The 14,353-nt window shown below is 51.5% G+C and carries 14 protein-coding genes and 2 tRNA genes; 4 read left to right on the forward strand and 12 right to left on the reverse strand.

Going from position 1 to position 14,353, the window contains the following annotated elements:
- Positions 1-608: 608 nt before the first annotated feature.
- The 3 genes from J7I43_RS12265 to J7I43_RS12275 all read left to right on the forward strand — a co-directional run bounded on the left by J7I43_RS12265 (position 609) and on the right by J7I43_RS12275 (position 6,695).
- The gene (locus J7I43_RS12265; protein ID WP_209145970.1) at positions 609-3,887 is read left to right on the forward strand and encodes a SusC/RagA family TonB-linked outer membrane protein; all 3,279 of its coding nucleotides are present in this window, start codon (positions 609-611) and stop codon (positions 3,885-3,887) included.
- 17 nt (positions 3,888-3,904) lie between these two features.
- Positions 3,905-5,611, forward strand: a complete 1,707-nt coding sequence (locus J7I43_RS12270) for a RagB/SusD family nutrient uptake outer membrane protein (RefSeq protein ID WP_209145971.1) — start codon at positions 3,905-3,907, stop codon at positions 5,609-5,611.
- A 157-nt stretch (positions 5,612-5,768) separates the two neighbouring features.
- Complete coding sequence (locus J7I43_RS12275; protein WP_209145972.1) at positions 5,769-6,695, forward strand: hypothetical protein; 927 nt, start codon at positions 5,769-5,771, stop codon at positions 6,693-6,695.
- An 82-nt stretch (positions 6,696-6,777) separates the two neighbouring features.
- Here the strand turns inward: J7I43_RS12275 and J7I43_RS12280 are convergent, their stop codons facing one another.
- The 9 genes from J7I43_RS12280 to J7I43_RS12320 all read right to left on the reverse strand — a co-directional run bounded on the left by J7I43_RS12280 (position 6,778) and on the right by J7I43_RS12320 (position 12,513).
- Positions 6,778-7,539, reverse strand: coding sequence for a LuxR C-terminal-related transcriptional regulator (locus J7I43_RS12280; RefSeq protein ID WP_236023360.1), 762 nt, complete (start codon positions 7,537-7,539; stop codon positions 6,778-6,780).
- A 103-nt stretch (positions 7,540-7,642) separates the two neighbouring features.
- Positions 7,643-7,723, reverse strand: a tRNA-OTHER gene (locus J7I43_RS12285).
- 92 nt (positions 7,724-7,815) lie between these two features.
- A complete protein-coding gene (locus J7I43_RS12290; protein ID WP_209145973.1) occupies positions 7,816-8,046 on the reverse strand; it encodes a hypothetical protein in 231 nt (76 codons plus the stop codon).
- A gap of 16 nt (positions 8,047-8,062) precedes the next feature.
- Positions 8,063-8,641 (reverse strand): hypothetical protein, encoded by a 579-nt coding sequence (locus J7I43_RS12295; RefSeq protein ID WP_209145974.1) that lies wholly within the window; start codon positions 8,639-8,641, stop codon positions 8,063-8,065.
- Positions 8,642-8,777: 136 nt separating this feature from the next.
- The gene (locus J7I43_RS12300) at positions 8,778-9,053 is read right to left on the reverse strand and encodes a hypothetical protein (protein WP_209145975.1); all 276 of its coding nucleotides are present in this window, start codon (positions 9,051-9,053) and stop codon (positions 8,778-8,780) included.
- Positions 9,041-9,634, reverse strand: coding sequence for a hypothetical protein (locus J7I43_RS12305; RefSeq protein WP_209145976.1), 594 nt, complete (start codon positions 9,632-9,634; stop codon positions 9,041-9,043). The genes J7I43_RS12300 and J7I43_RS12305 overlap by 13 nt, the downstream gene beginning before the upstream one ends.
- Positions 9,635-9,956: 322 nt before the next feature.
- Complete coding sequence (locus tag J7I43_RS12310; RefSeq protein ID WP_209145977.1) at positions 9,957-10,541, reverse strand: hypothetical protein; 585 nt, start codon at positions 10,539-10,541, stop codon at positions 9,957-9,959.
- Between the two features lie 496 nt (positions 10,542-11,037).
- Entirely contained in the window at positions 11,038-12,261 is a 1,224-nt protein-coding gene (locus tag J7I43_RS12315) for a site-specific integrase (RefSeq protein WP_209145978.1), read from the reverse strand.
- 178 nt (positions 12,262-12,439) lie between these two features.
- Positions 12,440-12,513: transfer RNA gene (locus J7I43_RS12320), tRNA-Ile, on the reverse strand.
- Between the two features lie 127 nt (positions 12,514-12,640).
- On the opposite strand from J7I43_RS12320, the gene J7I43_RS12325 reads away from it, so the two are divergent.
- On the forward strand, positions 12,641-13,261 hold the full coding sequence (locus J7I43_RS12325; RefSeq protein WP_209145979.1) for an HAD family hydrolase: 621 nt from the start codon (positions 12,641-12,643) through the stop codon (positions 13,259-13,261).
- Here J7I43_RS12325 and J7I43_RS12330 read toward each other — a convergent pair.
- The 3 genes from J7I43_RS12330 to J7I43_RS12340 all read right to left on the reverse strand — a co-directional run bounded on the left by J7I43_RS12330 (position 13,258) and on the right by J7I43_RS12340 (position 14,208).
- A complete protein-coding gene (locus J7I43_RS12330) occupies positions 13,258-13,512 on the reverse strand; it encodes a hypothetical protein (protein ID WP_209145980.1) in 255 nt (84 codons plus the stop codon). The two genes, J7I43_RS12325 and J7I43_RS12330, sit on opposite strands and share 4 nt — an antisense overlap.
- A gap of 65 nt (positions 13,513-13,577) precedes the next feature.
- Positions 13,578-13,931, reverse strand: coding sequence for a TM2 domain-containing protein (locus J7I43_RS12335; protein WP_209145981.1), 354 nt, complete (start codon positions 13,929-13,931; stop codon positions 13,578-13,580).
- Complete coding sequence (locus J7I43_RS12340; protein ID WP_209145982.1) at positions 13,924-14,208, reverse strand: DUF2752 domain-containing protein; 285 nt, start codon at positions 14,206-14,208, stop codon at positions 13,924-13,926. The genes J7I43_RS12335 and J7I43_RS12340 overlap by 8 nt, the downstream gene beginning before the upstream one ends.
- Between the last annotated feature and the right edge of the window lie 145 nt (positions 14,209-14,353).

Here is a 14,353-nt window from a genome sequence, read left to right on the forward strand (position 1 = left end):
TATGGATGAAATTAGGAGATGTTTTCGGGAAATCATAGGAAGGAAGCTGCTAATATGCTTGCTAAAATTAAGGCCATGGAAGCAGGCCCTGTCAGGCGGCGGATTTCTTGTGCTGAATTTTGGAATTGATGAAAAGATAGTGTACATTTAACATGTTTCAATATTATCTGAACTATAAAAAAGCATTCCACAAATCGCAGTTTAAGAAACAAAAAGCCAAACGACCCACGCCCATTCTAATTTTATTGAGAAACGTAGCAGGAGAAAATAAAAAGTAAGGTCTGCACTAAAAACCAAGTTTAGCGCAACGCCTTAATAGTTTAAAGCCAAATTCGGAATCGAGATGATTAAACCACGTTAATCAAGCCTAATTTATTGTCCACTCAAAAACCGGCGGGAAACCGGTACCTGGGGACTTATGCCCGTTTGTGATCTGATGTGGCCGGTTACGCCGGCCGCGTGGTTATTTTTTAACCTTTAAAATCCCATGTTATGACACCTATTTAGGTTTTCCACGTAAACCGGCAATAAGCTGTATTGCTGTGTGGGCAAGGCTTTTCCGGGAAAGAAGTTCAAAAATCTTCGCTGAACTATAACGCAAAAAAATTATGAAAAACAAGAGGAACGTTGCTTTTCTGAAAAAGGCGATAGGCGGAGCTTTTCTCCTTGCCTTCGTTTTTTCCGGCCCCCTTCACGTTCGGGCGTCCGTAGCCTCAGGGCTTTTTTATCAACAGGTACAAACCGTCAAAGGCAAGGTAATTAGCGAACAAGACAAACAACCGGTACCCGGCGCCGCGGTGCAGATCAAGGGCACCAGCAAAGGGACCGTTACCAACGAAAACGGTGAATTTTCCATCCAGGCCAATGCGGGCGACGTGCTCGTTATTTCCAGCATTGGTTTCACTTCCCAGGAAGTGGCTGTAGCAGCAGGCAAAACTTATGACATCACATTGGCCTTCTCCAATACTTCCCTCGAAGAAGTGGTGGTAACGGGTTATTCAGCGCAACGTGTAAAAGACCTTACCGGGGCTGTGGCCGTGGTAAACGTGAACCAGATGAAACAGCAGCCCGTGGCCAGCCCGGTGGAAGCCCTCCAGGGTAAGGCAACCGGCGTGCAGGTGATCAGCGACGGCGCGCCCGGCGCTACGCCGCAGATCCGCATCCGCGGTTTCTCCACCATCAACAACAACGACCCGCTCTTCGTTATCGACGGCGTTCCTTATGAAGGCAAGCTCTCCTGGCTGGACCAGAACGATATCGAAACCATGCAGGTGCTGAAAGATGCGTCCTCCGCATCCATCTATGGCGCCAGGGCGAACAACGGCGTTGTGATCATCACCACCCGCCAGGGTGTAAAAGGCCCGCCGAAGATCAATCTCAGCACATACTACGGCGTTCAGACGCCGCGCCGCGAGGCTTTCCCGGAAATGATGAACCCGCAGCAATATGCCGAATACCTGTTCGAAGCATTCCGCAACGCCGGTCTTACCCCCGGCACCGATGCCACAACCGGCAGCAACTACGGGAACGGCAGCACGCCCACTTTGCCGGAATACCTGCTTGCAGGCAGCAAAACAGGGCAGAACATCACTCCTGCGGATGCTGATCCGTCTAAATACAATTACAGCCGCGACGTGGCTACCTTCTACCAGATTACAAGAGCCAACCAGCAAGGTACCGACTGGTTCAGGGAGATCACGAAAAACGCTCCCATCCGCAACGTGCAGCTGGGCGTTAACGGCGGCGGCGAAAATGCCACTTATGCCATCGGTGCCGGTTACCTCGGCCAGGAAGGTATCGTGAAACATACCGGTTACGAGCGGTATAACGTTCGCGCCAACACGAGATTTTCCGCTTTCGACAATCATTTCCGCTTCGGCGAAAATATACAGTACAGTTATGAAGAATTTGCCGGCGTGGGCGTAAACCCCAACGTATCGGGCGATTACCAGGGAGAAGGCAGCGCATTCGGTTTTGCGTACCGCATCCCTGTGATCATTCCCGTGTATGATATCATGGGCAACTTCGCGGGCAGCCGCGGCGACAAGCTGGGCAACGCCCAAAACCCGCTCTCGATGCTTTACCGCGCAAAAGATAACATCAACAAACGCAACTTCTTTTTCGGAAATGTGTTCGGTGAAGTAGACATCGTGAAAGGACTGATGGCGCGCACTTCTTTCGGTGCGCGTTATGAGAATTACAGCGGGGTTTCGTTCACCTATCCGAACCTCGAATTTTCCGAAGGCAGCGCGGCAAACGGCATGTCTGAGTTCCAGGGCTTCAACACAGACTGGACATGGACCAACACGCTGACCTACAAATGGACAGTGGCCAATGTGCACGCGCTGACCGTACTGGCGGGCACCGAGGCTTACCAGTCGCGCAACCGCTTCCTTTCCGCAGGCCGTAACGACTTCTTCCTGCTCGGAAGCCCAGATTATTATTACCTGCCCGCGGGCGCATCCAATATCAATAACACGTCCAGTGGCGGCGTAGGTTCGCTGTTCTCCATCTTCGGCCGCGCCGATTATTCGTACCTCGACCGCTACCTGGTTAGCCTTACGGTGCGCCGCGACGGATCTTCCAATTTCGGCGAGAACAACCGCTACGGTACCTTCCCCGCGGGAAGCATAGCCTGGCGCCTTTCCGAGGAAGGTTTCCTGAAAGGCAGCTCAGTGATCACCGACCTGAAACTTCGCGCAGGGTACGGTATTACCGGTAACCAGCGTATTCCCGGTTTCCAGTACCTGGACCGCTACGAAAGCCTTCTCGCCAACGCCGCCTATTCGTTTAACGGCAAAAGCGTAGTTGCCGGTGTTTGGCAAAAAGCGTATAAAAACGAGGAGGTAAAATGGGAAGAACTGAAATCCCTCAACATCGGTCTTGACTTTACCCTGTTAGGCGGGGAGATCGATGGTGCGATCGACTGGTACAACCGTAAAACCACAGACATGCTGTACCCGGTTCCGCTGCCGTCCACTTCCGTCGGGATGGGCGCGTCTCCTTTCGTGAATATCGGGGATATGAAGAACCAGGGTATTGAAGTGGCGGTAGGTTATCACTACGGCCAGCGGGACGACAGGCCCTTCAAGCTCGATGTAAACCTGAACGTATCCCGCAACGTAAACGAAGTACTTGAGCTGGCCCCTTCCGTGAAAGAACAGCTGTACGGCACGTTCCGCAGCCTTCAAACCACGATCCTCAGGCCTGGCGAACCTTTCGGCTCTTTCTACGGGTATAAATCGGAAGGCATTTATCAAAGTGAAGACGACCTCGGCAAAAGCCCGAAATACAGCGGCGCGCGCGTGGGCGGCCCGAAATACACGGATGTATCCGGCGACGGGCAGATCACGCCGGACGATCGCACCGTTATCGGAAACCCGCATCCGGACTTCCTGTACAGCCTCAGCATTAACGCCAAGTATAAGAACTGGGATATGAACATGTTCTTCAACGGTTCGCAGGGCAACGACCTGTATGAGGCCACCCGTTACTTTACGGACTTCAGCACCTTCGACGGTACGGCCAGCGTGCGTATGCTGGACCGCTGGTCGCCCAGCAATCCCACTTCTACGATTCACACGCCTAACAGAAGGGCATCCGATTATGAACTTGCTTCTTCCAGCTATTATGTGCAGGACGGCAGCTTCTTCAGGATGAAGAACCTCCAGCTGGGCTACAACTTCAAAGTGGAAAACTGGTTCAAAGGCCATATGCGCACCCTGAGAGCGTATGTGGGCGTCACCAATCTGTTCACCATCACCAAGTACACCGGCCTGGACCCCGAAGTGAGCCAGACCAACTCCACCTTCTCGGCGCTGGGCGTGGACTTTGGTGTTTACCCGGTGGGGCGTCAGTTTCTTTTTGGCATCAGTGCAGGTTTCTAACTTAAAAGAATTTGAAAATGAAAAAGATTCATAGCATCATATTATTGGCATGCGCAACTATCCTGGGCTCCTGCGGCGAAGGTTTTCTGGAGAAGACCCCGCAGGGAGAACTGATCCAGGACCAGATCGAAACGCCGGCGGGTGTGGAAGGCATGCTTACCGGCGCGTATGGCCTCGTCAACGGCAATGTGAACGGCACCTGGGGAAATTATTCTTCAGCGCCCAGCCAGTGGCTGTTTGGCGAAGTAGGCGCGGACGACGCGCATAAAGGCAGCAACAACGGCGACCAGCCGAACATGAACCAGGTAGAGCTGCACGATGTGTCTACCACCAACGATAATACCGAGATCATGTGGAACCGGTATTACGAAGGCGTGGCCCGTTGCAACAACACCCTCCGCCTGCTGAAGGCGGTGCAGGCAGGCACCAGCAAACTGTCTGACGCGAGGGCGAAGGAAGTGGAAGCCGAGGCCCGCTTTCTGCGCGCGCACTATTACTTTTTCCTCCGCAGGGTGTTTGTAAACATTCCGTATATCGACGAAAATGTTTCTTCCGAGGATGCGATGAAAGTGACGAACGAAGAGGAAGTGTACCCGATGATCCAGGCGGACCTGGAATTTGCCGTGGCCAATCTGCCGCCTACCTGGGACGCCGCAAACATCGGCCGCGCCAGCAAAGTGGCTGCCCAGGCATATCTTGGAAAGGTATTGTTGTATCAGAAGAAATACGGCGAAGCATTGCCGCTGTTCACCACGGTGATCGGCGCAAGGCCTTCCATCGAAACGATACCGTTTGAAAACAATTTCGACGTAACAAAAGAAAACGGCCCCGAAACCATTTTCGCTTCACAACATGCCATTAACCCTGACGGCGGCGGCGACAACGCCAACGTGGGCGATATGCTCGGCGGTTTTTATGGTACCGCGCCTGTGTCCTGCTGCGGGTTCTACCAGCCCTCTTTCGACCTGGTAAACTCATACAGGGTAGCCGCCAACGGCCTGCCCATGCTCGACGGCAGCTATCGTACCAATCCGTATAAATCTGACTTCGGGCTTACGGGCAATGCCAAAGCCCAATATGCAGTGGATACTACCATTGCCTTCGATCCGCGCCTGGATTACACGGTGGGCCGCAGGGGCGTGCCTTACCGCGACTGGGGCGTAATGCCCGGTGACGCCTGGATCCGCGACCCGGCATATGCCGGCCCGTTCGTAGGCGTTAAGCACATGGTAGACGGCGCGGTGCGTGGTACGGAAACGGTGGCGGGCGCGCCTTACATTACGAGCCTGAACGTAAATATCATCCGGCTGGCAGACGTTTACCTGATGGCGGCGGAATGTTATGTGGAGCAGAATAACCTGGGCGCCGCGCTGAACCTGGTGAACAAGATCCGTCTCCGCGCGGCGAAGCTGCCGCCGAAGATGGTCGGCAACTCCCGCGCGGCGAAGTACAACGTACAGCAGTATGGATCTTTTGCAAACCAGGACCAGGCCCGCACCGCAGTACGATTCGAGCGGAGGCTGGAGCTGGCGCTGGAAGGCCACCGCTTTTACGACCTGGTACGCTGGGGCATCGCCAAACAAACGATCGAAAGTTATTCCGCCTTTGAAGGCTCATTGCTGTCTGCATTCCTGAACATACATTTCGAGCCGAAAGATGAATATTTCCCCATCCCGCAGCAGCAGATCGACCGCTCGCAGGGTGCGCTCAAACAGAACGATTAAACTTATTTTCCTGTAAAACCCCCTTCGGCGCCTGTTGCAGAACAGGCGCCGTTTTTTTATCTCCTTCCGGGCGGCGGGCTATTTTAGCCGGTGCTGAGATTATTGTAATTTTGGCAGCATAACCATTCTTTATTTTTTCACACAAAAAAATGTGATTATGAAAACCGTTTTATTCACCCCGCTGGCCTTTGCGCTATTGTTTTTCAGCTGCCAAAAAAACGATAAACCCGATAATCCCAAGCCCCCGGACAGTACGCAGAAGTATCCCGTGCGCTTCGACGTGAGCGGGTTTGACCGCACCATTACAGAGTTTGGAAGAACGGACAGTTTGCCCGCCCAGATCAGTAATCTGTACTACGTCGTATATTCGGCGACTGGCGTGGTACACCTTTTGGAACAGGTTGCGGGAGACGAGAACTTTGGCACCTTTCACGATTCACTGCCGGCCGGCAAATACCGTATCGCGCTGTTAGCCACGGAAGGTCCCGCAAACATACGCGATCACGGTCTGAGCGAATTGCCCTATTTTCTTATTTACCCTTCGGGCGATGCGTTTTACAGGGGAATTGAGATTAACGTAAACGGCGCTGTGAACCAGATCGTAAGCCTCAACAGGATTGTGACCAAATTGAAACTGGTCTTTGCCGACAGGGTTCCCTACGATGCAAAAGAAATGAAAATGACCGTGGCCCAATACCCGCTGCCCGAGCCCCCGGGGCTTACTCCACTGATGGCCGCGCTTTACCTGCCTTCCGGTACCCTGGCTACCCCGCACCCCGTCGATGTCTGGAATTATTCGGACATGACCTGGTTATTCCATCCTGAAGACAAAGGCATGACCAACTGGTCGATGGAAACTACGTTGTTATTGCTGGAGCCATCCACGGTAGCCGTTGAGTTTACAACTTTTACAACAACCGGGTCGATAATTGCGAGGAAAGAAATCTATAACGTGAGAATGGAGCCCGGGAAAACCACGGTGTTAACGGGCAATGGATTTGATAATCCCGTCAATGGCGATGGAGTAAGTCTTATCATCAATGATCCGGTTTGGTCTGAAGACAGCATAGCGGTGAGTTTTTAAACAGGAGCATAGATACATCTTTATCGACAGCCGCATTCCTGCCGGACCTCACCGCAAGGCTTGGGGGGAATGCGGTTTAACATCAGATCACTCCTTGCAGCATACATTTTTTTATAAGCTGTCCGGTATTAGTGACGCCTGCTTTTGTTAATATGTTGCGGCGGTGATTCTTTACGGTATCGAAGGCAATAGAAAGTTTCTCCGCTATTTGCCGGTTGGTAAAACCTGCGGCTATCAGCTTCAGGATCTCGGTTTCTCTTTTGGTATAAAGCGGGTTCCCGAGGCGAGGGGGTTGGTAAATATCGATGTCTGTATACGATGGCATGCCATGCAGCCCGATGATCGACAATTTGTAGTTGTTGATATTTGTAAAATGACTGATGTCGGTATGTATGTTCAACGCTTTGGCGATACCGTTGTGTTTGTCCAGCGTAAGCTGCATGCCCTGGTGCATGAATAATTTATAAGAGCCGTCTGCAACTTTCATCCGGAAACAATAACACGATTTATAAGAAAAAATATTATCCGGCGTGAACAGCTGGTTGCGTATCAGATCAAGGATATATGCTTCCGTTTGGGCGACGTAGCTGACATCATCGGGGTGTATGCGGGCCAGGATATCATTGAAAGTAATGGTTTCGGGGCTCAGGCCATATATTTGTTTTACGGATGCGCTCATGTGCGATAGCGACATATCGTAAAAGTCGATGACGTAATAATAAGACGGCCCCGCAGTAAATACGGAGCTGACAATTTCATCAAATTTAACGGGCAGCTCTGTTTCCTGCACGGCTTTCATTTCGTGCTGCCATACATTGTACAGTTTTAAAACCTGTTGATCCATATTGGTTTTTTGGGACAGTGTTTTCGGGTGAATATGTAATAATAGGATTTTGTGATGTAAAACAAAAAAGCGCCGGTAGATCGGCGCTTTTGAGAAATTTAAGTGGTCCCACCTGGGCTTGAACCAGGGACCCTCTGATTATGAGTCAGATGCTATGGTGGCGGGTTTCCGCTGACCGGGCACCTTCTCCCGGAATGCCGGGCACCTGTTCAGGCACCCCTTGCCGCGAAAATGTTGTTGAGAAGAGTGCAGGGAGTAACCGGCCCTGCGCCCGGTTTAGAAGACCTTCAATGTGGTGACCAGAAAGCTATAGCTGACCGTTCGCCGCCTGCCATTGATGGCGATACAGACTTCCGGTTCTCCGTCATTTCCTTCATTTACCTCGATCTCTGAAGGGAAACCCATAGCACACCCGCCGAAGGAATCGATGAATTCGATGAGATGGTCGCCGATTTTGGCGCGGAGGTCTGCTTTAAGTTGTTGACGATCATCGATTAAGGTTGTCATCGTGTGTCGTGGTTTGTTAAAAGCTGAAGGATTCAGTGTTTCCGTTGCCCTGTCGTTTGGTGTCTCCAACCTCGAAACGAAACGAGTGAGGAACGCGCGTTTCGAATATGGACTTCCCGCTGTTCAGGAATGAGTTGTCAATGACCTCGTACTTCGCATACTCGGTTCTTTTCTGCAACAAATCCGTCTCAAATCCTCTATCATCCTCCTGTCTTTTATAACCAGCCCGGAGCTTTTCCCCGATGAGGGTCTTCCTGATTCTAAGCAGCAGCTCCAAGTCCGAACTCTCTCCCGAAAGGATGATCGCTTTGGGCTTTCCTGCATCGTTATACTGGATTTCGGCATCTGCAACAACCTTGTCTCCGGCGCTGAATATGGTGATCTGTTTCGCGGTCTTATATTTTCTGTACAGCCGATCCAAATCCGACATTGGAGCGGCCTGCTTCTTCAGTTTGGGTTTAGCTGGCTCCACAGGTAGGTAGTCTGTTATGTCAATGGATTTCGGTTGCTTGGTTTGCGAAAGGCAGGGAAGGGACCATAACGCCACCGGGAAGGCGCAGGCAACCAGCAGCAGCCAACGTGAGGTTTGATTCATAGTTTCGTTTTTAGGGATTGAGGGCATGAATGTACAGTTTCTCCCTGTAACTTCCAGAAAATGATTGAGGGGGCCTCACTGTGCGAAACTCGCAATCAGCAAGGCTTCCCCCAACAGGAAGGGGTGTCTTGCCCCCTTATTGCTTGTTTGTTTGGGCCATAATAAACCGCAGCTCCTCCTCGATCAGCTCCTTATAGATCAGGAAGAAGCGCTCATCCTGAGCATTGGTAAACTGTTGTCCAGACCTCGGGCCGTTCGCATTGCTTTGTGCCTTCATCTTCTCGTAAATAGTTCGCGTCTTCCATCGATATTCTTCGTTGACCTGTTCGCGAAAACGAGGTGCGAGCGTGTTCAATCGTTGATGCAGTATCCGCAGGCGGTTGCTGGTTGGCACCTCTTTCATTCTTCCCATGGGGCTTGGTTTTCAAAGATGGAGCAATTGGTTTCCTCGTAAATCTCGTGAAGAACAGCGGCGGCAGAAGGGTGCGGTACTTGCAGATTGGTAATACCCCACCAAGTACACCCATATATCCGCAGGATGACCTCTCCTTTCTGGGCAAGCTCTTCACCCAACCAGTAAGAAACCGACCACCAACTGTACACCTGCCGTTGTACGCTCTCCGCTGCTTCGTAAGATGTAATCTTTCGCTCCAATGCAGCCAGCTCTTCCGTGGCCGCTTTGTTCTGGGCGTATGTCAGGTATCGCTCCTTGCCGGTTCGTGAGAGTTCGTTTTGCCTTCGTCTCCATTCGTCCAGCTGGGCAAAGTATTGCGTCTCTGGTATCTCCGTCACTTCATCTCCGCTGTGAAAGTGATAGGCGTACAGGTTCGTTTCCCGGGGTGTGTCGAGTTCCCCCAACAACAATGGGTCTTTTTTGTCCGCACTGTTGTCGATCTTCAGCAAGGTGGTCACCAATTCGGTGTGGTCATGATGGACAAGACATTTCGGGGAGCACGGCCTCGCCTCTCCCTGATGGCTTTTTGTTTGCTTCATGGTAATGCGTTTGGTCTGGTAGGGGGATATTTCCCTACGCGGGCTTAGTGGGGGTGGGGCAAAGAAGGTGGTACTGCTCCTCGGCGGGCGGGATGTGAAAACGATCCGCGGAAGAAGGCAGGAATGTGAACCGATGGCTGGGTTTGGGCAGAATGTGTGAATGCGAGACGCATTTACCGCCCTAACCGTGATTTGAAGGCTGTAGGCTTCCATGATAGCGAGGGGTGGTGTGTCTTCCTCTGCTGGTTCTTTCTCTACATTGTTACCTACTACAGAAGCGAACAACGGAGGCGATGAAAAAAGCCCCCGCTGTTTTGGCATCCTAACTTTTGGGAGGGAACGCCTCGGACTGGTCGTACGAGCTTATCACGTTGTCCCTGTTGTATATCCCATTTTTACGGTAAAAGGAATAACGCCCACCCTTGAACATCACATGAGGGTTGATCCAGAATAGCCAGTAATTCTCGGTTTTCGATTCTGGCGTACTCCTGCCGGAGTCCGAAACCCTAGCAATGATCTTGGCTTCAACGAGGCGGTTGATAGCCTTGCGGAAAGTGTTTCCCTTTAGGCCGCAGTCCTTTGATACCCGTTTTTCCGTTATCCGGATAAGGTCTGTATCGTACTTCAGCCTGTACAGTATCCAAAGAAACAACTCCTTGGCACAAGGCTCCAGCTTCATAACATGGTGAAAGGTTGCGGCAGGGCTTGTAAATACCTTGCTGCATTCATCAACGTCGATCTGAATCCAGTGCTTACCCATCTTGGCGGGCTTGCTTTCAAACAGGTGAATATCCCTTGCAAGAGGGTTGAAGGAAAAGTCAAGATCGTAATAACGAAGGTCAAACCCTCCTTGCTCTTGATCTGGCACCGGCAGTTCGTTGCCGGCATGTGTTGGGTTGCTGTTCATGGCTCAAATTTTGCGGTTACGAATTTGGATACAACAGACTGTCCGTCAGTGCTTTGGAAGGTGTTTCCAGGCGAAAAGACTCAAGCATAGAAGATATATATGCTGTTCGGACGGCCTTCGGAATGCTGCGCAAACCCTCTGGTATAGTGGGTTACGGCGGATCATGCAAAACTCAAAATTTGCGGTGGAGAATGCTCGTTCCTCCTTCCTTGTGCAGTAAGGTTTCCCTACCTTTGCAACGGGTATCAGTCTACCACCAAAATACGATATTCCGGCAGGCTCAAAGCCGGTTACGAAGAGAAAAAGCGGGAGGTTTTCACTTCTTGCTATGCGTTATTTCTCCACAGATATACGGGTGCTTACATAGCCAGTTTCGGCAGGTCTTCCAACGTGGTGTACATCACCAAACCGAAGTTCTGAAGATGCCACTGGCGGGAGAATGTCTTCCTCAGTCTGATCGTTATACAGCCTTCGTTCAAGGTCATCTGTCTGGCTCTCACTCTTCTCTTCGTGGAGATAGCATCTCCCCAACCTCCGCCATTGCCAGCCCCAGCTTCTTCAACTCCACCTGGGCGTAATGCCTCTCTGTAACGAGGACAGTCGAATGTCCCATCAGTTCGCTCACCACCTTCATAGGGACGTTGTGGTAAAGCAGGAGAGAGCCGAACGTCTTCCGGGCAATCTTATGCGTTAGGGGTGTGTCCAGCCCTGCGATGTCGGCCACCTCCTTGAGATAGCTGTTTATCTTCTGGTTACTGAAGCGAGGAAGAAGAAAGGGAAACTGTGTACCGATCTCCCGGAAGTGAGCAATCAACTGCTTGGCGTTATTCAGCAGGGGAATGTGTATCTCCTTCCCGGTCTTTGCCCTTGTGTATCTTATCCACTGCGCACCATCAACGCCGGTGATAACGTTTTCTTCAGTCAGGCTCATGGCATCGCTGTAATGCAGGCCGGTGTAAACGCTGAAGAGGAAGATGTCGCGCACCTTACGCAACCGTTCCTGTGTAAAGGTGTGGCCTTCCAGTTGCTGCAATTCTTCATGAGTAAGGAACACGACCTTTATCCGCTCGTGCTTGAAATGGTGGCCGGGGAAAGGGTTGTCCGCAATCCAGTTAAAATCAACCGCCATCCTGACAACCGACTTCAGCTTTTGCACGACCTTGTTTACAGACACCAGCTTCATGCTCTTTTCTGCGAACAGGTAAGTTTCCAGCTCGTGAAGGAACTGGTTATTCAACTTGGATAAGGGAAGGTCGTCCGTCTTGTGATGCCGCCGGATAAACGCCTGCACTGCATTGGATAGCTGGGAGAACTTCACCAGCGTAGAAGCGGTATAACCCTTATCCTTCATCTTCTTCATCTGCTGGTAACGGTATTTGTAAGCCTGCATGAGGGTGCGGCACTCGCTTCTTCCCCGGTTCAGGACAAGGTTAACAATGTCCTCCACCTCAAAAGATTCTCCCCGCTTGATGAGGGTTGCCTCTGCTTGGTGTATCTGTTGCGTGATTTGTGCAATACGTGCGTTGAGGGCAGCGGCTTTTGGAGCCTTCCCCTTCGCGCGCTGTTTGTCCCTGTCCCACATGCTTAAGGGGAGGCGTTCACCCACCATGAACCGCTGCTGTCTTTTGTTGAAAGTGAGGCGGCAATATACCGGCGCTTCGTCGTCGTTGTTCGCCCTCGATGCAAGGGCCATAAAAAGAATGTTGAGTTGTGAGTTCATCGCTTTCTATTGGAATGTGGAAGCGGCAAGGGCGTGGGTTTACAGGGATAGCACCGGGCACCTCTTGGGATTCTCCCAAGCACCTCTGTGAGCACCTCCGCACGAGGTGCCACAAACAAAAAGCGGGTTCCAACTTTCGCTGAAACCCGCTTCTGTATTGAGTTTGGTGATTTACCGGTGGTCCCACCTGGGCTTGAACCAGGGACCCTCTGATTATGAGTCAGATGCTCTAACCAACTGAGCTATAGGACCGGTGCCTTTGCAGGCAAAATATAGAGAACTTTTATTGGGCCCCTTTTCTCAGGGGACGGCAAAAGTAAAGATTTTTTACTGAATCTTTTGCAAATTTTTCCCCCCGAACCCTAACTTTGCTCCCGCCATGCAAGGAATCAAACATATCATTTTCGATCTCGGGGGCGTTATCCTCAACATCAATTACCAGCTTACCAGCCAGGCTTTTAAAAACCTCGGCGCCAAAGACTTCGACAAACTCTACAACCAGTTTCACGCCAATGCCCTGTTCGAAGACCTCGAAACCGGCCGCGTAACCCCGGAAGAATTTCTCGGCAAAATAAAAGAACACCTGCCCGAAGGCACTACCGACCAGCAGATCGTCGACGCATGGAACGCCATGCTGCTGGATTTTCCTGTGGCAAGACTGCAACTGCTTCAGCAGCTCAGGAATCACTACGACCTTTTCCTGCTGAGTAATACCAACGCCATTCACCTCGAAGCGTTAAATAAAATACTGGAGAAAGAACGGGGCATCCCGTCGCTGGCGGCGTTTTTCGACCGGAGTTATTATTCCCACCTGATCGGTTACCGCAAGCCGGAGAAAGAAGCGTACCTGGTGATCCTCGACGAAAACGGGCTGAAACCGGAGCATACGCTGTTCATCGACGACACGCTGCCGAATATCGACGCGGCAATCGCGCTCGGCATACAAACGATCCATTTGCAGGCGCCGAAAACCATACTGGATATTTTCAGGAAAAATTAATTCTTGATCTCTTCAAAGTCGATGTAATCGCCTTTGTCCCGCTTAACGGGCTCGGCCGGAGGGGGAGGCGCCTGTTGCCGGCGCTGTTGTTGCTGCTGCTGTTCGAACTGCTGGCGCATCGTGTCCTGCATGTCGCGCATCTGGCGGCGCACGTGTTTGGTGCCGCGGTACACGGGTATGATGAAATCGAAGATCAGCTTATATAATACCCATCCGACAATGATGGATATGATGAGTTTACCTAACGACATAATGCCACAAAGATAGCCCTCTCTCCCTTTTTCCGGCCTATTTTAAGTTTTCTTTAACGAACGGCTCAGAATTTGCCGATCATCGCGGCTACTTCGAGCGACACCTGTTTGTTGTACTCCCAGGTGAGCTTGCGGTAATTCACTGCGTCGATAATGGTGCCGATCAGGCAGAAACCGAACGTGAAAAGGAACAGCAGGCCCATGAGGATCTGGTCCATCATAAAACGGTGAATGCCGTTGGGGCCGATAAACCCGATCAGGCAGGTGAGCAGCACGGTCTGCGGGTCTTTCCGCCGGCCCTGGTAGAGATACAGGAATTTTTTCCTGCCTTCCGCGTCGAACTTTTTGGTCAGCTCTTCGAGCCAGATCAGCTCTTCATGATCGATGCCGGGTAACATGGCAAAATAGAAGTCATTCATATCTGAAAGTATAATATTGGTCCCTGGCGAGTTTGCCGATGCGCCAGAGCAGCATCAGCAGTACGGGTGCTCCCAGCTTGTGGCTTTCCCAGCTTTCGCGGAGCTCGCCGTGAAAAAGGTGCGAAATGGAACGGCCGAGGCCGCAGCCGGGGCAATTGCCGAATCCCGCAAGTTTCGACACGCAGAAGCTGGGCAGCCCGGCATGCGGGTCCAGCAGGGCGAGCAGCACAAGGCCCAGCGCCCAGGCCGGCAGTTCGATGTTGATGCGGGAAATCATCCTTCCGAAAGTAAGACAATCCGGGCGGCTATCCAATTAAAATAAAAGATAATGTGTGTGGTATGGGGTTTTTACGGGGTTATATTTAGAATAAATTGTTCTTGGAATGAAAATAAATGCTAATTTTGTAACGGTAAAATGATTC

The organism is Chitinophaga chungangae (assembly GCF_017742215.1).
In the GTDB taxonomy this organism is placed as follows: Bacteria; Bacteroidota; Bacteroidia; order Chitinophagales; family Chitinophagaceae; genus Chitinophaga; species Chitinophaga chungangae.